Consider the following 16335-nt stretch of genomic DNA (forward strand, 5'->3'; position numbering starts at 1 on the left):
ATCACGTCGTCGCGGCGAGGAAGAAGTCGACGCGCTTCTCGACATGCGCCTGGGCTTCCTTCTTCAGGGTGCGCATGTCCTCGCCGAGCAGGCTGCGGATCAGCACGGCGAACACGACGAGATCGAGGAAGATCCGTGCGCTGTCCTCGATGCGATCGGCCGAGAACGCGCCCTTGCCGGCAAGGCCTTCGGCGCGCGCGAGCTCGCCGATCGCATGGCTCACATTGCAGGTGGCGCGCTTGCGCGCGGTGTCCTGGATCTCGAGCGTCAGCTCGGGAAACCGCGGATTTTCCGCAATCGCGGTCCGCATCAGGCCGATCGTGTCTTCGACGAAGGCGCGCTCGATCAGGGTGAGTCCGAGGCTGATCAGCCGGGCGCGGAAGGTGCGGCCCTGCGGCACCAGGTTCTCATATTGGGTGTTGCGCGCGGCATGGCGGGCGATCACGGCCGCGAACAGCGCGGCCTTGCTGGGAAATCGCGCGTAGATGGTCGGCTTGCCGGCACGCGCGGTCTGCGCGATTTCGTCGACGCTCGCGCCTTCGAAGCCGTTGGCGAGGAACACCGTCTTTGCCGCATCGAGAATGCGCTCCTCGACCTCGCCGGCACGTTCGAGCGGAGGCCGCCCCACCTTGCCGCGCGCCGTCTTGGAAGCAACCATTCGATCCGCCATGGCTTTCTTTCTTTCGAGGCTTTCTTTCGCGGCCTTTGTGTTCCCGTCCTGTTTGGCACAGGGGTCCGGATTGTTCAATCAACGCGGCCGGGGGCCGCTGCTCATGCCTGGGGCGTTAACGCGTTCCACGGAATATCGGCTTGCCCGTGGGGTCTCGAACACTGAGACTGCACAAAACGATTGAGGAGGAAACTATGGGACGGACATTCGTTCATTTGTCGTTGCTCGCGGTCGCCTGCGTCGCGGCCGCGCCGATTGCGCGCGCTGAGACCGTCATCTTGAAGTCCGAGCTCAAGGCCGCCAACGAGGTGCCGCCGAACGCGTCGACCGCGTCGGGCGCGGCCGAAGCGAGCTTCGACACCGCCACCAGGACGCTGAGCTGGAAGGTTACCTATTCGGGCCTCACCGGGCCGGCGATGGGAGCGCATTTCCACGGTCCCAGCGAGCCCGGCAAGAATGCCGGCATCGTGCTGCCGTTCAAGAGCCCGGAGACCCCGATTACCGGTTCGGCCGTCATCACGGACGCTCAGGCGGCCGATCTGCTGGCCGGCAAATGGTACGCCAACGTTCATACCCAGGCGAACCCAGGCGGCGAGATTCGCGGACAGATGACCCGGCAGTGAGGCGCGTGCCCGACGCGCGCGGGCTCGCCGTCACGCGGCCAGTTCCGGTTCGCCGGCCTGGCCGGGAACGGCCGAGGCCCGGCGCACGTCGAGGAACTGCTTGAAGCGCCCGAGCGACAGCGGCGGCGCAACCAGATAGCCCTGGCCTTCCTCGACGCCGCAGGCGATCAGCGCATCGACCTGCTCCTGATGCTCGATGCCCTCGGCGACCACGGACATGTCGAGCTCGCGCGCCAGCGCCACCAGCATCTGCACCACCACGATGGCGGACTGGTCGCGGGTGATCGCGTCGACGAAGAACTTGTCGATCTTCAGGATGCGCGCGCCGAGCCGCTGGATATAGGACAGGCCGCTATGGCCGATGCCGACGTCGTCGAGTGCGACGCGGAAGCCGAGCTCGCTGAGCTCCTTCACGACATCAGTCGCCTTGGCGAGATCGGCGAGCTCCTCGCGCTCGGTGACCTCGAGCACGACCTGGCGGGTGGAGACCGATGACGACGCGACCGTCTTGCGCAGATCGTCGATGAAGCGGTCGCCGAGCAGGTGGCGCGGGGTGACGTTGACGGACAGCTTGAACAGCTTGTCCTGCTTCATCTCCGGCTGCAGCTCGCGCAAGGCGGTCTTGAGGAGCTGCCAGGTCAGTCTCTCGATGCGGCCGGAGCTCTCGGCGAGCGGGATGAAGCTCATCGGCGGGATCAGCCGGCCGTCCGGCTTCTCCCAGCGCGCCAGGATCTCGCAGCCGACGATGTCGCCGGTCTTCAGTCGGAAGGTCGGCTGCACATAGGGCTTGAACTCGTTGGCCGCGAGCGCGCGGTCGAGCTCGGCGACCGGGTCCACCGGCCGGCTGAGGTAGCTCGCCAGCAGCAGGCCGAACATGCCGCCCAGCGTGCCGGCGGCGAGCATCGTCAGGAGATAAGCGAGGTCGCCGCGCGCGCTCAGGCTCTGCGGCCGCACATGGATCGTGGCCTGCAGCGGATAGCGGTCGGACACGGTGGTGAACGCGACGGTCTGCGCCGGCGATCTGGCGGATGCGTCGGGATGATAGCCGGCCACCTGCTCGCCATCGGGCAAAGTCAGGGTGACGTTGCTCTCGGCGCGCAGGCCGACCGGCATCACGTCCAGCAGATTGCCGTCGATGCGCAGGATCGCCGCCAGCGACCGTTGCGGGTCGATGTCGCGCATCACGCCGAACGCGGCGCCGGTGAACTGCTCGACGCGGAACAGCCGCAGCTCGCCGTCGGCGGACTTGAACATCTCGTCGCGCCGCGCCCAGCCATTGTCGAATTCCAGTGTTTCGGAATAGGCCGCGCACTTGACCGCGCCGTCGCGATCGACGGTGCGGATGTCCTTGATGATGGTGCCTTGATAGACGTGAAGGCGCAGCGCCTGCAGCGCGACGGCGCTGCAGTCCATCGGTCCTTTCGCGATCAGACGGTTCAGGATCGATCCGGCCGAGTCGATCGCGGCCTCGGAACGGCGCAGCGCCAGCTTGCTGAGCTCGCTGAGCTGCCGCGCGGTCTGGTTGCCGATCAGCGCGGTCACGGCGAGATCGGCGCCGGCCAGGAAGATCCCGACGCAGGCGACCACCGCCGCGACACGAAGCATGTGTTTACGTTGCAATGCCATCGTGTCGTGAACGCCCCCGTATGACCACGGGTATCCTTCAATCCAACCTTCAACTTTCCGTATATGCGCCCCAGGATGCCCGTCCGCAGCGGCACGGTGGGCCGTGAGCGCAGGAAGCTGGTTAATGAAAGGCTACCGGCTCAGGCCGCCTTGTCGGTGGTGTCGAGCGGCATCGCCGTCTCGGCGCGCTCGGCCGGCAGCAGCATCAGGGCGGCGAGCGCCGACAGGCTCAGGCTCGCCGACACGATCAGCACGCCGCGGCCGAGCCCGTCGATGAGCAGGCCGAACAGCAGCGGCGCGAAGGCCTGGCAGATCCGCGACGGCGCCCCGATCAGGCCGAGCCGGTAGGCGTAGTTGACGGGGCCGAAGATCGCGAGCGGCAGCGTGCCGCGAGCAATGGTCAGGATGCCGTTGCCGGAGCCGTGCAGCAGCGCGAAGGCCGCCGCCGCGCCGCCGCCGAACAGCCCGATTGTCACGGCGCCGATCGGATGGGTGATACAGGCGAGCCGCGCCGAGGCGAGCGGATGGAAGCGGCTGAGGAAGCCGGCCTCGAACACGCGCGCGGCGACCTGCGCCGGCCCGATCATCATGCCCGCGAACAGCGCCTGTGCCGGTGTGGCGCCGAACGCCTGCATCAGCCGCGGCAGATGCACCGCCATCGCCGCGGTCACGGTCCAGGCCGCCGCCATCGCGAACGCGATCAGGATCATGGGACGATCGAGCGGAATGTTCGGCTTGCCCGCCGGCATCTCGCCGGGTGCCATCTGGGTCGCGCGCGGCAGCGACAGATTGAGCGGCAGGCCGATCACGAGATGCGCGATCGCCCAGGCAAAGCAGGTCTCGCGCCAGCCGATGGTGGCGAGCCCCCAGGTGCTCAGCGGCCAGCCGACGGTGGAGGCAAAGCCCGCGATCAGGGTGATGCCGGTGATCGCGCCGCGCGCATCCTTGCCATAGATGCGCCCGAGCGCGCCGAACGCGGCGTCATAGAGGCCGAGCCCCATGCCGACGCCGAGCCACAGCCACGCCAGCGCCATCACCCACAGCGAATGCGACAGGCCAAGCAGCGCGAGCCCGATCGCCAGCACGATGTTGGAGGCGCACAGCACCTGGCGGCCGCCGACGCGGTCGATCTGGCGGCCGATGCGCGGACCCAACAGGCCGGAGATGATCAGCGAGGCGGAGAAGGCGGCGAAGAACCAGTTGTTGGACAGGCCGAGATCCCTCGCGATCGGGTCGGCGAGGATGGCGGGCAGATAGTAGCTCGATCCCCAGGCCAGTGTCTGGGCGGTGCCGAGAGCGATGACCACGCCCAGCCGTCTTGCCTGCATTCCCGTCGACCTCTCCTCGGTTCTGCGTCACGACGTCTCTGGATCACGAACAGCCGCAGCCGCTGCGGCCAGCCGCCTTGGCCTTGGCATCATCGGCACAGCAACTGTCTACGCCCGATGGCGCCGGTCCGCCACAGCAGCCGGACAAGGCTGCAATGCTCTCCACTCCGCCGCGGGTGCAGACGCCGGTCTCCGGCAGCTTCAACTCGACACGACGCGCGGCGGCCTTGTCGCCGGCGATGTCGGCGGTGATCGAACGGACCTGCTCATAGCCCGTCATCATCAGGAAGTTCGGCGCGCGGCCATAGCTCTTCATGCCGGCGAGATAGAGCCCGGGCTCGTCGGCCTGCGCCAGCTCGCGCGCGCCATGCGGCCGCACGGTGCCGCAGGAATGCTCGTTCGGATCGATCAATGGCGCGAGCGCCACAGGGGCCTCGATCGCGGGATCGAGCCGCAGGCGCAGCTCCGCCAGCAGCGACAGATCGGGGCGGAAACCGGTGGCGACGATCAGCTCGTCGGCGGTGACATGGCGGTCGCCGTCTGCGGCGATCCGCAACCGGCCGTCCTCAAGGGTGATCCCGGTGACGCCGAAGCCGGCCTCGAGCCGGATGCGGCCCGAACGCACCAGCGCGGCAAAGGCTAGGCCGAGCTCGCCGCGCGCGGCGAGCTGGTCGGCGCTGCCGCCGCCGAATGCCTTCGCGGGATCGTCGCCGCGCATCAGCCAGATCGCCCGCGTACCCGGCGCGACCTCGGCCAATGCGGCCAGATCGATCAAGGTGCCGATCGCCGAGTGGCCGGCGCCGAGCACCGCGACCGTCTTGCCGGCATAGCGGCTGCGCTGCGCGCCGCGGACGTCCGGCATCGCGTAGGCGATGCGCGCCGCATGCGCGGCTTCGCCGAGCGCGGGCAGCCCGCTATGGCCGGCAGGATTGGGCGAGAACCAGGCGCCGGAGACATCGATGACGGCGTCGGCCTGCAGCGCCGCCTCGCCCTTGCCGTTGTGGGCGCGGATCTCGAACGGCGCATCGGCGCGTCCCTTCGACCTGGCCTTGTCGAAGCCGGCGCGGCCGATCGCGGTGACGCGATGCGAGGTTCTGATGACGTCGCGCAGCGCGGTGCGCGTTGCAAGCGGCGCGAGATAGGATTCGATCAGCTCGCGCCCTGTCGGATAGGCCTCGGGCTCGGGCGAAGTCCATCCCGTCGCCGCCAGCAGCCGCGCCGCCGCGCTGTCGATGTTGTACTTCCACGGCGAGAACAGCTGGACGTGCTGCCACTGCCGCACCGCATGCGCGGCTTCTGGACCTGCTTCCAGCACGACCGGGGTCAGGCCGCGCGCCAGCGCGTGGGCGGCGGCCGCCAGCCCGACCGGGCCGGCGCCGATGATCGCAACCGTCTTGGCATCCATCACGCTATTCCTCCCATATTTCTAGAATCATCGAATTATTTGTCAAATGATCAGGCGGCCGGCCTCTCGGTGCCGCAGCCTTGCTCCTCAGCGCAACACTCGGAGACGAGGAAGCCGAGCAGGGAGCGCATCACGTCGTATTCGGCGTGACAGACCAGCGTGGTGCTCTCGCGCTGCTGCGAGATCAGCCCGACCGCGACCAGCGTCTTGACGTGGTGCGACAGCGTCGAGGCCGGGATCTTCAGCCGCTCCTGCAATCGGCCGACCGGCATCCCGGCATGCCCGGCGCGCACCAGCGCGCGGTAGATCTTCAGGCGCGTGGTGTTGCCGAGGGCTTCCAGGCGGGCAGCGGCGTCATCGAGCTTCATGACAAGCAGGATGGGGCAGGCGGCGTGCCGAAGTCAAACGATATTTCTAGAATATTGGAAATAACGCGCCGCGGTGCATCGCCGGCGGGAGGCGCGTCCGGCGCGCTATCGCAGCCGGTAGCCGGCATGGCAGCCCACGCAGGCCGCCATCGTCTCGCCGAGCGCCTTCAGCGCCGGCTTGAGGTCGCCGGTCACGCCCGCATTCTGCGCTTCGATGGCGAAGCGGCTCGCCGCCTTGTGCATCGTCGTTCCGGCCTCCTGCATGCCCGGGGGCATGAACCCGGCCACCTCGGCGGCGCCGTGCAGCCGCAGCGAGCTCATGCCCAGGCGCTGCTCGGCGATCTGGCCGGCCTGGTCCGGCTCGCCCGCCGCGAGCGCGTCGTTGATCTGCTGCAGCGCCAGCAGATGGTCGCGCATGTTGGCAAGCGTATGCTCGGCGAGGTCGGGCGGGAATGCCACCCGCTCGCGCGGGTCCGCCGCAAGCGCCCCATGGCTTTCGTGGTCGTGATGGCCGTGATGCTGCGCCGTGGCGATGCCGGCGGACGCAACGAAGGCCAGCGTGATGACGGCAAGGCGCAGGCGCATGAGGACCTCCCATTCGGGCGAACGCGGTGAGGTCTTCCCTAGACCGCGCAGCCCGACGCGGCATATGATCCTGATCATATGCCGAGAACCGACCGTCTCCCGCCCGAAGGTACGCACCCGCTGGACTGGCGTGCCCTTGCACGGCTGTCGCCGTTGCTTGCCGCGCTGCCGGAGGCCGCGCGGTTGAAAACCCGGCGCATCCAGGTGCCGCGCCAGGGCACGGTGTTCTGCCGGGGGGATCGGCCGCAGGCAATGTTCTTCGTGCTGACCGGCGAGGTGAGGCTGCTGCGCCGCTCGCGCGCCGGCGACGACATCATCCTGCAGCGGGCGCGGCAGGGCTTTCTCGCCGAGGCCAGCCTCGATCAGGCGTCGTATCATTGCGACGCCGTCGCGGCGCAGGATTCAGCGCTGCTCGCGATCGACCGCACGGCCTTCGCCGAGGCGCTGCGCCGTCCCGAGATCAGGGACCGATGGTCCGACCATCTCGCCCGCGAGCTGCGCAAGGTCCGGGCCCAATCGGAGCGGCTCAGCCTGAAGACGGCGCGCGAGCGGATCGTGCATTTCATCGAGACCGAAGGGGAGGGCGGCGAGGTCGAGCTCGGCCGGTCGAAGAAGGACTGGGCCGCCGAGCTCGGCGTCACCCATGAAGCGCTCTATCGCGCGCTGGCGCGGATGGCGCAGGACGGCGAACTCATCGTCCACGGCACCCGCCTGCGCTTGCGATGAGCCTTCCAGTCTGCGGAGCCTCTCGCTCCGTCGTGCATTCCTGGTGCGGCCGGCCTTGACGTTTGCTGGTTATATCGATAATTCTGGATATATGGAAAACGAACAAGCCGTTCTGGCCTTGGCGGCGCTGGCGCAGCCGACGCGCCTGCAGGCCTTCCGCACTCTGGTGCAGCACGAGCCCGACGGGCTGCCGGCGGGCGAGCTCGCGCGTCTGCTGGAGGTACCGCAGAACACGCTGTCGGCACATCTATCCGTGCTCGCCCGCGCCGGCCTCGTCAGCTCGATCAGGCACAGCCGCTCGATCGTCTACCGGGCCGATCTCACGCAGTTTCGCGAGGTCGCGCTGTTTCTGCTGCAGGATTGCTGCGGCGGCCGGCCGGAGGTCTGCGCACCCGTCATCGCAAGTCTCACCCCGTGCTGTGCGCCGAAGCGCAAGGAGAAGAGTCGTGTCTGACCGCATCTACAATGTCTTGTTCCTCTGCACTGGAAATTCGGCGCGCTCGGTGCTCGCCGAGTCGATCCTGCGCAAGGACGGCGCCGGCCGTTTCCGCGCCTTCTCCGCCGGCAGCACGCCGAAGGGCGCGGTGCATCCGTTGGCACTCGAGACGCTCGCGCGCATGGACTATCCGACCGACGATCTGCGCTCGAAGAGCTGGAGCGAGTTCGCCGCCGCCGGCGCGCCGGCGATGGATTTCGTCTTCACGGTCTGCGACAACGCCGCCGGCGAGGCGTGTCCGATCTGGCCGGGGCAGCCGATGACCGCGCATTGGGGCATCGAGGATCCGGCGGCGGCCGCAGGCACGGAGCTGGAGAAGCTCGCGGCGTTCACGACCGCCTTCCGCTATCTGAAGAACCGGATCGACGCCTTCATCAATCTGCCGCTCGGCCGCATCGATTCGATGTCGCTCGGCACGCGGCTGCGCGAGATCGGGACGGGCGAGGGCGCAACGTCGTTCCGCTCCGACGTGGCCTGATCCGATGACGATCTTCGAGCGCTATCTGACGGTCTGGGTCCTGCTCTGCATCGTCGTCGGTATCGGTCTCGGCCATCTGATGCCGGGGCTGTTCGCGGCTGTCGCGTCGGCGGAGGTGGCGCGGGTCAATCTGCCGGTCGCGGCCCTGATCTGGCTGATGATCATCCCGATGCTGCTGAAGATCGATTTCGCCGCGCTCGGCAATGTGAAGGAGCATTGGCGGGGCATCGGCGTCACCCTGATCGTGAACTGGGCGATCAAGCCGTTTTCGATGGCTCTGCTCGGCAGCATCTTCATCGGCCACGTGTTCGCGCCGATGCTTCCCGCAGGCCAGTTGTCGTCCTACGTGGCGGGTCTGATCCTGCTGGCGGCGGCGCCGTGCACGGCGATGGTGTTCGTCTGGTCGAATCTGTGCGACGGCGAGCCGCACTACACGCTGAGCCAGGTCGCGCTCAACGACGTCATCATGGTGTTCCTGTTTGCGCCGCTGGTGGGCCTGCTGCTCGGCGTCGCCTCGATCTCGGTGCCCTGGACAACCCTGCTGCTGTCGGTGCTGCTCTATATCGTCGTGCCGGTCATCGTCTCGCAACTCTGGCGTCGGGCATTGCTGCGTAGCACGGACGGGGCGTTGGAGCGCACCTTGCGGGTGCTGCAACCGGTCTCGCTCGTGGCGCTGCTCGGGACGCTCGTGCTGCTGTTCGGCTTCCAGGGCGAGCAGATCCTGAAGCAGCCGGTCGTCATCGCGATCCTGGCCGTGCCGATCCTGATCCAGGTCTATCTGAACGCGGGGATCGCCTATTGGCTGAGCCGCCGGCTCGGCGTGGCCTGGTGCGTCGCGGCGCCGGCCGCCTTGATCGGCGCCAGCAATTTCTTCGAGCTGGCGGTTGCCGCCGCGATCAGCCTGTTCGGGCTCGACTCGGGGGCTGCGCTCGCGACCGTCGTCGGGGTTCTCGTCGAAGTCCCCGTGATGCTCTCGGTCGTGCGCATCGTCAAGGCGACGCGTCGGTGGTACGAAGCGGGCCTGCCGGCCTAGCCTTGGTCCGTGCCTTGGTCAGAAGCCGGTTCGCCTCACCGCCGCGGCTCGTCCTGATCGTCGTCGTCGCCTTCGCGGTCCCGGCGCGCGGGCTCGTAGCTCAGCAGCTGGCTGTCGGCCCGCGCATGCAGCGCCGCGAGATGCGCATAGGCCGCCAGGGTGCCGACATCGGCACGGGCCACCGGCACCAGCGTGGGTGCCGTCTCCCGGCCGGCTTGTGACATCCCCAGGAGGCCGCCCAGCCCAGCCAGCACGGCTGCCAATGTCATCGTCTTACGCATTCTCGTCTCCGAACTCACCGCGCCCCCGGCTCGCTCCGTCCGGGCGGGATCATGTCGCAACGAGGCTGACGGCATCCTGTCAGGTTGAGTCAGCGAGACGTCAGCTTGTCTCGGGCAGGATGCCGATCCCTTGCGAGTTTCCACCCGCGCATCGGCCTGAGCGCAATTCCGACATCGGAAGTTCAAACTAAAATCCGCACCAGCTCCTTAGCATCTGCGAACGCTCCGCAAGTCGACCCCCGCAATTCGAACCCAGTGGCGCGCGCGCAACGAATGACGACGAGCTTTGAAGATCAGAGCGTCAGGCCCCGGGAAGATCATGCATTTGCCTCAAATCGGACGGTTCATGCGCATCACGGCATTTGCGATGCTGATCTCGACGGCGGCGTCCGCGGCGACGGTGGCGCGCGAGGACGATCGCGAGCGCCGTGATGCCGTGCGTCGCGCGGTGGAGGCGGGCGACGTCCTGCCGCTGTCGCAGATCCTGCCGAGATTGCGCGGCCGGATCGCCGGCGACGTGATGGGAATCGATGTCGACCGCCAGCGTGGCCGCTGGCGGTATGAGTTTCGGGTGATCGGCCGTGATGGCCGCGTGCGCGAGGTCTATGTCGATGCGCGCAGCGGCGAGATCGAGCGGATCGAGGAAAAATAGATGCGTGTGCTGCTGGTCGAGGACGATCCGCGGCTGTCGTCCGACCTGGCGCGGACGCTGCAGGCGGCGGGCTATCTGGTCGAAACGTCCGACAACGGCGAGCAGGCCTGGTTTCTCGGCGACACCGAGGACTATGGCGCCGTGATCCTCGATCTCGGCCTCCCCGGCATGGACGGCCTGTCGGTGCTGAAGCGCTGGCGCGGCGCGGCGCGGCACATGCCGGTGCTGATCCTGACGGCGCGCGCGAGCTGGGCCGAGCGGGTCGACGGCATCGATGCCGGCGCCGACGATTATCTGCCGAAACCGTTTCGCAACGAGGAGCTGCTGGCGCGGCTGCGCGCGATCATCAGGCGCTCCGCCGGCCATGCCGCTCCGGTGCTTTCGTCGGGCGACCTGATGCTCGACGAGCGCCAGATGAAGGTCAGCCTGTCCGGCGTGCCGGTGACGCTGTCGCAGCTCGAATACCGGCTGATCGCCTACCTGCTGCGGCAGAGCGGCCGCGTCGTGCCGCAGCATGAGCTGGAGGAGAACGTCTACGGTCTCGGCCACGAGCACGACTCCAACGCGCTCGAGGTGCTGATCCGGCGCGTGCGCAAGAAGCTCGGCGCCGACATCATCGAGACCCGCCGCGGCTTCGGCTACATGATCCCGGAGACGACGGAATGAGGCTCGGCTCGCTGCGGCTGCGACTGGTGGCGGCGGGCACCATCGCGCTGCTGGTCGCGCTCGGCGTCGCCGGCTTCGGCATGGTCGTGCTGTTCAAGCGCCACGTCGCGCGCACGCTCGCCTCCGATCTCGACATCCACCTGCGCCAATTGCTGAACGGCCTCGAGGTCGATGCGGAAGGGCGCATCGTGGTCGCGCGGCCGCCGGCCGATCCGCGCTTCGTGGTGCCGCTGTCGGGGCTGTACTGGCAGATCTCGGACGATCATGGCCAGTTGCTGCGCTCGCGCTCGCTGTGGGACACCATCCTGCCGCTGCCCATCGACGAGCCCGGACCGAGCGACGTGCATCAGCATGAGCTCGCCGGGCCGGATGGCGAACACGTGCTGGTTGCCGAGCGCGGCATCCTGATGAATCCGGAAAGCCAGATCCGCGTGCGCGCGGCCGTGGCCTACGACCTCGACGGCGCCACCAGCGCGGTGCGGACCTTCGCCAAGGATCTGTCGATCGCGCTCGCCGTGCTGGCCGTCATCCTCGCCGTCGGCACCTCGGTTCAGGTCACGCTCGGCCTGCGTCCGCTCGGCGTGCTGCGCCGTGGCGTCGCCGAGATCCGCAGCGGCCGGCGCCAGCATCTTCCCGTGGACGTGCCGACCGAGGTGGCGCCGCTGGTCGACGAGGTCAACGCGCTGCTCGATGCGCAGAGCCGCGAGATCATGCGCTCGCGCAGCCGTGCGGCCGATCTCGCCCACGGCTTCAAGACGCCGCTCGCCGCACTCGCGGCCGACGCGGCGCGGTTGCGGGAGCTCGGCCAGCTCGAGCTGGCGCGCAATGTCGAGGATGTCGCCGAGGCGATGAGCCGGCAGGTCGATCGCGAACTGGCGCTGGCGCGGCTGCGCGGCAAGGCTCGCGGTGGGCCGGAGGCCGCAACCGAGCTGGCGCCGCTGGTGAATGCGCTGCTCGGGACGCTCGGCCGCACGCCGGCGGCCGCCCATGTCAGCTTCGATGGCGAGGTGCCTCCAAGCCTGCGCGTCGGCATGGACCGCACGGATCTCGCCGAGGTGCTCGGCAATCTCCTGGAGAACGCCGCGCGTCATGCGGCGAGCACGGTTCGCATCGTCGCCAGTGCGACCCCTCTGATCGTCACTGTCGAGGACGACGGTCCGGGCATTCCGGACGCGAAGATCGGCCGCGTGCTCGAGCGCGGCGGCCGCCTCGATGAGCAGGGGCCGGGCAGCGGGCTGGGGCTCGCGATCGTGCAGGACGTGCTCGAAGCCTATGGCTGGCGGCTGCACATCGGACGTTCCCAGCTCGGCGGCGCCAGGATCACGATCGCGCCGGCCATCGTCTCGGCGCTCCGCTGGTCGCAGCCCGCGACGTCGCAGGCCACCCCGGCGCCGTCCATTCTGACAGCAGGCTGACATCCCGCGTCAGCGGCGCGACGCCCCCGGTCGGCTATTGCCTCCGGCCATGCCACCCCGTGCTCCGGCGTGCCGGCGCGGGATGCCCAATGGTCGAAGGAAGCTGATCATGCGCATTCGAAACTCCGCCAAGACGTATGGCTCCGTCGCGATCGCACTGCACTGGATCGTCGCCGTGCTGGTGCCGGCGGCCTGGATTTCAGGCCATCTCGGCGACGTGCTGCCACGTCCCGCTCATGACATGGGCCTGTTCATGCACGTCTCGCTCGGGCTGTCGATGCTCGGCTTCGCGCTGGCGCGCCTGGCCTGGCGCCTGGCCGATCCGCCGCCGGTGCCTGAAGCGACCAAATTCGGCGCGTGGACCGTTCATGTCGGCGAGATCACGCATCTGCTGATCTACGGCATCATGTTCGCCATTCCGGTGCTTGGCATCGTCACCCAGTTTGCCCGCGGCTACGGCTTGCCGGTGTTCGGCCTGTTCGAGATCGCCTCACCCTGGATCGGCGACCGCGGCTTCGCCCACGACATGAAGGAGATGCACGAGGCGCTGGCCAATGGCCTGATGATCCTGATCGGCCTGCACGCAGGCGCCGCCTTGCTGCACCATTACTGGCTGCACGATCGCACCCTGCGGCGGATGGTGCCGGGACTGCGGTGATCGCGCCTGTCATCCGGGCCTGCTAGAAGGTCTCCGTCGAACACGCCATCGGAGGCCGCCATGCCGGCAACGCCGCACATCGAAAAGCACTTCACCGCGTCGGAGGTCGTCCGCGACGTCGTCATCGGCATGGCCGACGGCCTCACCGTGCCGTTCGCGCTCGCCGCCGGTCTTTCGGCGGCGGTCGCCAGGACCGACGTGATCGTCACGGCCGGCCTCGCCGAGGTCGTCGCCGGCGCGATCGCGATGGGGCTCGGCGGCTATCTCGCCGCCCGCTCCGACGCAGAGCACTACGCCGCCGAGGAGAAGCGGGAGCACGACGAGATCGAGAAGCTCCGCGGTCGGGAGGTCGAGGAGGTCGCGGCGATCTTTCGCGGCTATGGTCTCGAAGGCCAGGCCTTGACCACCGTGGTCGACGCCATCGCGTCCGATCGCAAGCGCTGGGTCGACTTCATGATGCGCTTCGAGCTCGGCCTCGAACGCCCGGATCCGAAGCGCGCGCCGGTCAGCGCGGTGACCATCGGCGGCTCCTACGTGATCGGCGGCTTGATCCCGCTGATCCCCTACATGCTGGCAGCCGACATCTCGTCCGCGCTCCGCATCTCCGTGATCGCCACCGGCATCGCGCTCTTGATCTTCGGCGCCATCAAGGGCCACTTCACCGGCGTCAACAAGATCAAGTCGGCGCTTCAGACCGCCCTCGTCGGCGGCCTCGCCGCCGGCGCCGCGTTCTGGCTGGCGCATCTGTTCGGGTGAGGTGGAGCGGGATTGCGGTCTAGGCCGTTCGGACGAAGGTCACCGGGCCGGTCATGATCCCGTCACCCGAGCTGTAGGGTGGGCAAAGAGGCGTACGCGGCAACGCCGCGTCGCATCGGGCCCACCGCGCGTTTCGAGCGGTGGCGATGGTGGTCACGCGCCGCTTTGCCAGCAGCGTCAAGATTGATGGCACGCTGAACTAACAACCTGCCGTAGGGTGGGCAAAGGCGCGCCGGGATGCGGCCTTGTCGGGCGAGCTTTCACGCGCGCCGTGCCCACCGCCTACACCCAGCGCCACCGATGGTGGGCACGCGCCGCCCTTGGCGTCGCTTTGCCCACCCTACGGCAGCGTTGTCTGTGACAAAGAGCTTTAGGCTCGCCGAGTTCGAGACTGTTGGTGCTCTGCGGATCTGGACGTCCTGACGACGGCGTTGGGTTGAGACCATGCGTCAGCCTTGAACCAGCATAGTTCACCTTTAGGCCAGAATCTGACGTTCCATCCAATTGGCCGTTGCGGGGAGTTATGGTAGTCGGTTTGGGTGAGCAAGACCCTGACCCCGACCAAAGCAAGAGACCTCGCGATCCGCCTCGCATCTGCTCGCCCTGACGAAGCGCTAAGCGTCGCAAGGGGGATAGAAGCACCTTGGTTCAGGTGTCAGGCGTTATCTCACGTCGCACGCCATTGGCCCGATGAAAGGTATAGCCGCCTCCTTGAAGAGGCGATTCTGGCAGCCGACTGTCAGGAGGATATTTTCAATCGTGTAGCCGTCTCGGCATGGCCGATCAGGGCATATCTTGAGCGCGGCAACGGGCCGCCCGCCAAAGAACTTCTCATAAAGTACGTCGCTGCTTCTGGCGCCATTGAAAACATGGGGAGTCGTTCAGAGGCGCTGTTTTCCATATTTCAGGCGTCGAAGCCCTTCGACACCGGGTTATGGCGCCCTGTATTTTGGGCTTTGGTGGCAGCAGCGGAGCCTGCTCTTTCGTGGCGTCAGCTTAGAAACCTGAGGGACGCCGTCGCAATTGTTGCCTCCGATCACGATGAATTGGTGCATCAGGTATTTGAGAAGCTTTCTGAACCGAAAAATCTTTCGACCGTGAGACGCTACCTCGGCCAACATACCAGGCAGCAGCCGCGCTCCTATTTCTGACTCATGAGCCGCCGAAGCTAGCTGCGATCGCCTGCTTTCCGTGGAGCAAGAGAGGGTCACCTGACGACGCGGGTACCGAAACCCGCCGCGCCTGCGGATCAAGCGCGCGTGGACGTGGCCGCGCCGGCAGACCCTTTCGGATTGGTCAGCCTCATGTCATGATGGCTGATGATGCGCGCGCTTCTCCTCATGACTTCGATCATCGTGCTTGCAACCGCTCCAGCCGCGGCCCAGCGGTTCGATGGCAATGATCCGGTGTGCCTCCAGACATGGGAGTGGGGCGGGTCCAGCACGATCGCGTGCCAGTACAGGTCGTGGGAGGCGTGCAGAGCGGGGGCCGCGGGCCTTTCGGCCATGTGCCTGCCGAACCCCTATGCACAGCGCCCGCCTGAGCCGAGCCGCCGTCGGCCTCCCCGGTAGGCGCCGATTGCGGCCTGACAAGACCCCAATCTTCGACGGAGCGGCCATCGTCGGAGCCGACCAAAAGGTTCGAGATGAGCCAGGAGCGGCCACGCGTTGTTCCTCGAACTGGGGGCGTACTTGCCAAGCTCGATAGTGCCCGCTATCGTCAACTCCAACATCAAGAGTTGGGCCGACGCCCAGCGCCAACCTGCTCCCCGAGCAAGGTGGCTTTCTTCCTTCGGAAGAAGATGTGGCCGGTCCGGCAACTAAACGGGACAAGCCACCACGGCGTCATGCGCTCATCTCTTCGAAGAAGGGGACGAGAATGACTGTCGATCGAATCGAAATTGAGCTGGCCGATGCAAGGTCCCCGGACCTGATTAATCTCGTAACCGCGCTGGACGATTTCTTAAACAAGGTCTGCGGGGTGGAGAGGAATCACGGCTCTCCAATTGATCGGCTAGCGCACGACGACACGCAAATGTTTATCGCGCGGATTGCCGGACAAGCCGTTGGCTGTGCAGGGCTGCAGGTGTTCGCGGATGGTACCGGGGAGGTGAAGCGCATGTATGTCGTCACCGAGGCTCGGACAACTGGAATAGGCAGCAGGCTCCTGACGCGCGTTGTGGAAGCGGCCTTGACCGCCAAGCTGTCGGTTCTGCGGCTGGAAACCACGGAATTTCTTCCCGATGCCCAGAGGCTCTATCGGGCGAAGGGGTTCGTTCCGTGCCCAGCGTATGGCCCTTACGTTTCCAACCCGATCAATTTGTACTTCGAGAGATGGCTGACGAAATGATGGTCGAGGGCGATGTGACGACAAGGAATAGATGATCAAGTCTGCTTTTCGATCGTGTTGCACAATCGAGATCGCCTCTCAGACCAGCCTTACATGGGGTGGTTACTCCGCCATCGCTAGCATCCTACATGGTTGAGGTCGAGCATTCAGATGGCACGGAGATGCTTGTGTTATTTTTCTTGCATCGAGGAGGCACGGTTTGCTTTCGGAAAGCTCCCAA

General features: G+C 67.1%; 20 protein-coding genes and 1 riboswitch. Of the genes, 13 read left to right on the forward strand and 7 right to left on the reverse strand.

Annotation, left to right across the window (positions count from 1 at the left end; translation table 11 throughout):
• Position 1: 1 nt before the first annotated feature.
• The gene (locus ACQR10_RS09710; protein ID WP_315805365.1) at positions 2 to 658 is read right to left on the reverse strand and encodes a TetR/AcrR family transcriptional regulator; all 657 of its coding nucleotides are present in this window, start codon (positions 656 to 658) and stop codon (positions 2 to 4) included.
• 206 nt (positions 659 to 864) lie between these two features.
• Here ACQR10_RS09710 and ACQR10_RS09715 point away from each other — a divergent pair, with 206 nt between their 5' ends.
• Complete coding sequence (locus ACQR10_RS09715; RefSeq protein WP_434899572.1) at positions 865 to 1293, forward strand: CHRD domain-containing protein; 429 nt, start codon at positions 865 to 867, stop codon at positions 1291 to 1293.
• A 30-nt stretch (positions 1294 to 1323) separates the two neighbouring features.
• Here the strand turns inward: ACQR10_RS09715 and ACQR10_RS09720 are convergent, their stop codons facing one another.
• The 5 genes from ACQR10_RS09720 to ACQR10_RS09740 all read right to left on the reverse strand — a co-directional run bounded on the left by ACQR10_RS09720 (position 1324) and on the right by ACQR10_RS09740 (position 6605).
• Entirely contained in the window at positions 1324 to 2898 is a 1575-nt protein-coding gene (locus tag ACQR10_RS09720) for an EAL domain-containing protein (protein WP_315805343.1), read from the reverse strand.
• A 161-nt stretch (positions 2899 to 3059) separates the two neighbouring features.
• Positions 3060 to 4247, reverse strand: a complete 1188-nt coding sequence (locus tag ACQR10_RS09725) for an MFS transporter (protein ID WP_434891998.1) — start codon at positions 4245 to 4247, stop codon at positions 3060 to 3062.
• A 43-nt stretch (positions 4248 to 4290) separates the two neighbouring features.
• Positions 4291 to 5655 (reverse strand): NAD(P)-binding domain-containing protein, encoded by a 1365-nt coding sequence (locus ACQR10_RS09730; protein WP_434911936.1) that lies wholly within the window; start codon positions 5653 to 5655, stop codon positions 4291 to 4293.
• 47 nt (positions 5656 to 5702) lie between these two features.
• Positions 5703 to 6020 (reverse strand): ArsR/SmtB family transcription factor, encoded by a 318-nt coding sequence (locus tag ACQR10_RS09735; RefSeq protein ID WP_316218802.1) that lies wholly within the window; start codon positions 6018 to 6020, stop codon positions 5703 to 5705.
• 105 nt (positions 6021 to 6125) lie between these two features.
• Positions 6126 to 6605: a hypothetical protein gene (locus ACQR10_RS09740; protein ID WP_316218803.1), complete on the reverse strand. Its 480-nt coding sequence runs from the start codon at positions 6603 to 6605 to the stop codon at positions 6126 to 6128.
• A 78-nt stretch (positions 6606 to 6683) separates the two neighbouring features.
• On the opposite strand from ACQR10_RS09740, the gene ACQR10_RS09745 reads away from it, so the two are divergent.
• The 4 genes from ACQR10_RS09745 to arsB all read left to right on the forward strand — a co-directional run bounded on the left by ACQR10_RS09745 (position 6684) and on the right by arsB (position 9338).
• Positions 6684 to 7331, forward strand: coding sequence for a Crp/Fnr family transcriptional regulator (locus ACQR10_RS09745; protein WP_316218804.1), 648 nt, complete (start codon positions 6684 to 6686; stop codon positions 7329 to 7331).
• Positions 7332 to 7422: 91 nt separating this feature from the next.
• The gene (locus ACQR10_RS09750) at positions 7423 to 7785 is read left to right on the forward strand and encodes an ArsR/SmtB family transcription factor (protein ID WP_316182963.1); all 363 of its coding nucleotides are present in this window, start codon (positions 7423 to 7425) and stop codon (positions 7783 to 7785) included.
• The gene (locus ACQR10_RS09755) at positions 7778 to 8305 is read left to right on the forward strand and encodes an arsenate reductase ArsC (protein ID WP_316218805.1); all 528 of its coding nucleotides are present in this window, start codon (positions 7778 to 7780) and stop codon (positions 8303 to 8305) included. Before ACQR10_RS09750 ends, ACQR10_RS09755 begins: the two co-directional genes overlap by 8 nt.
• A 4-nt stretch (positions 8306 to 8309) precedes the next feature.
• The gene (gene arsB / locus ACQR10_RS09760; RefSeq protein WP_316218806.1) at positions 8310 to 9338 is read left to right on the forward strand and encodes an ACR3 family arsenite efflux transporter; all 1029 of its coding nucleotides are present in this window, start codon (positions 8310 to 8312) and stop codon (positions 9336 to 9338) included.
• Between the two features lie 35 nt (positions 9339 to 9373).
• Here the strand turns inward: arsB and ACQR10_RS09765 are convergent, their stop codons facing one another.
• Positions 9374 to 9619 carry a hypothetical protein gene (locus ACQR10_RS09765; protein WP_316218807.1) on the reverse strand — a complete coding sequence of 82 codons (246 nt, stop codon included), beginning with the start codon at positions 9617 to 9619 and terminating at the stop codon, positions 9374 to 9376.
• Between the two features lie 346 nt (positions 9620 to 9965).
• Here ACQR10_RS09765 and ACQR10_RS09770 point away from each other — a divergent pair, with 346 nt between their 5' ends.
• From ACQR10_RS09770 to ACQR10_RS09805, 8 genes are all read left to right on the forward strand, one after another.
• Complete coding sequence (locus ACQR10_RS09770) at positions 9966 to 10271, forward strand: PepSY domain-containing protein (protein WP_315805353.1); 306 nt, start codon at positions 9966 to 9968, stop codon at positions 10269 to 10271.
• Positions 10272 to 10937: a response regulator transcription factor gene (locus ACQR10_RS09775; protein WP_315805354.1), complete on the forward strand. Its 666-nt coding sequence runs from the start codon at positions 10272 to 10274 to the stop codon at positions 10935 to 10937.
• The gene (locus tag ACQR10_RS09780) at positions 10934 to 12352 is read left to right on the forward strand and encodes a sensor histidine kinase (protein WP_316218808.1); all 1419 of its coding nucleotides are present in this window, start codon (positions 10934 to 10936) and stop codon (positions 12350 to 12352) included. Before ACQR10_RS09775 ends, ACQR10_RS09780 begins: the two co-directional genes overlap by 4 nt.
• A 109-nt stretch (positions 12353 to 12461) precedes the next feature.
• Entirely contained in the window at positions 12462 to 13010 is a 549-nt protein-coding gene (locus ACQR10_RS09785) for a cytochrome b (RefSeq protein ID WP_316182968.1), read from the forward strand.
• A gap of 60 nt (positions 13011 to 13070) precedes the next feature.
• The gene (locus ACQR10_RS09790; protein WP_315805357.1) at positions 13071 to 13766 is read left to right on the forward strand and encodes a VIT1/CCC1 transporter family protein; all 696 of its coding nucleotides are present in this window, start codon (positions 13071 to 13073) and stop codon (positions 13764 to 13766) included.
• 539 nt (positions 13767 to 14305) lie between these two features.
• Positions 14306 to 14917 carry a hypothetical protein gene (locus tag ACQR10_RS09795; RefSeq protein WP_316182969.1) on the forward strand — a complete coding sequence of 204 codons (612 nt, stop codon included), beginning with the start codon at positions 14306 to 14308 and terminating at the stop codon, positions 14915 to 14917.
• Positions 14918 to 15088: 171 nt separating this feature from the next.
• Positions 15089 to 15337, forward strand: a complete 249-nt coding sequence (locus ACQR10_RS09800) for a DUF3551 domain-containing protein (protein ID WP_410051475.1) — start codon at positions 15089 to 15091, stop codon at positions 15335 to 15337.
• Between the two features lie 152 nt (positions 15338 to 15489).
• Positions 15490 to 15599: riboswitch (SAM-I-IV-variant riboswitch) on the forward strand.
• Positions 15600 to 15644: 45 nt separating this feature from the next.
• A complete protein-coding gene (locus ACQR10_RS09805) occupies positions 15645 to 16115 on the forward strand; it encodes a GNAT family N-acetyltransferase (RefSeq protein ID WP_315805359.1) in 471 nt (156 codons plus the stop codon).
• Positions 16116 to 16335: the final 220 nt, after the last annotated feature.

It is taken from the genome of Bradyrhizobium sp. HKCCYLRH2060 (assembly GCF_051168135.1).
Taxonomy (GTDB): domain Bacteria; phylum Pseudomonadota; class Alphaproteobacteria; order Rhizobiales; family Xanthobacteraceae; genus Bradyrhizobium.

Coding starts and splice junctions, on each gene's coding strand:
- ACQR10_RS09710 (WP_315805365.1), bottom strand. CDS start 658: ATGGTTGCTTCCAAGACGGCGCGCGGCAAGGTGGGGCGGCCTCCGCTC.
- ACQR10_RS09715 (WP_434899572.1), top strand. CDS start 865: ATGGGACGGACATTCGTTCATTTGTCGTTGCTCGCGGTCGCCTGCGTC.
- ACQR10_RS09720 (WP_315805343.1), bottom strand. CDS start 2,898: ATGCTTCGTGTCGCGGCGGTGGTCGCCTGCGTCGGGATCTTCCTGGCC.
- ACQR10_RS09725 (WP_434891998.1), bottom strand. CDS start 4,247: ATGCAGGCAAGACGGCTGGGCGTGGTCATCGCTCTCGGCACCGCCCAG.
- ACQR10_RS09735 (WP_316218802.1), bottom strand. CDS start 6,020: ATGAAGCTCGATGACGCCGCTGCCCGCCTGGAAGCCCTCGGCAACACC.
- ACQR10_RS09740 (WP_316218803.1), bottom strand. CDS start 6,605: ATGCGCCTGCGCCTTGCCGTCATCACGCTGGCCTTCGTTGCGTCCGCC.
- ACQR10_RS09745 (WP_316218804.1), top strand. CDS start 6,684: ATGCCGAGAACCGACCGTCTCCCGCCCGAAGGTACGCACCCGCTGGAC.
- ACQR10_RS09750 (WP_316182963.1), top strand. CDS start 7,423: ATGGAAAACGAACAAGCCGTTCTGGCCTTGGCGGCGCTGGCGCAGCCG.
- arsB (WP_316218806.1), top strand. CDS start 8,310: ATGACGATCTTCGAGCGCTATCTGACGGTCTGGGTCCTGCTCTGCATC.
- ACQR10_RS09765 (WP_316218807.1), bottom strand. CDS start 9,619: ATGCGTAAGACGATGACATTGGCAGCCGTGCTGGCTGGGCTGGGCGGC.
- ACQR10_RS09770 (WP_315805353.1), top strand. CDS start 9,966: ATGCGCATCACGGCATTTGCGATGCTGATCTCGACGGCGGCGTCCGCG.
- ACQR10_RS09775 (WP_315805354.1), top strand. CDS start 10,272: ATGCGTGTGCTGCTGGTCGAGGACGATCCGCGGCTGTCGTCCGACCTG.
- ACQR10_RS09780 (WP_316218808.1), top strand. CDS start 10,934: ATGAGGCTCGGCTCGCTGCGGCTGCGACTGGTGGCGGCGGGCACCATC.
- ACQR10_RS09785 (WP_316182968.1), top strand. CDS start 12,462: ATGCGCATTCGAAACTCCGCCAAGACGTATGGCTCCGTCGCGATCGCA.
- ACQR10_RS09790 (WP_315805357.1), top strand. CDS start 13,071: ATGCCGGCAACGCCGCACATCGAAAAGCACTTCACCGCGTCGGAGGTC.
- ACQR10_RS09800 (WP_410051475.1), top strand. CDS start 15,089: ATGCGCGCGCTTCTCCTCATGACTTCGATCATCGTGCTTGCAACCGCT.
- ACQR10_RS09805 (WP_315805359.1), top strand. CDS start 15,645: ATGACTGTCGATCGAATCGAAATTGAGCTGGCCGATGCAAGGTCCCCG.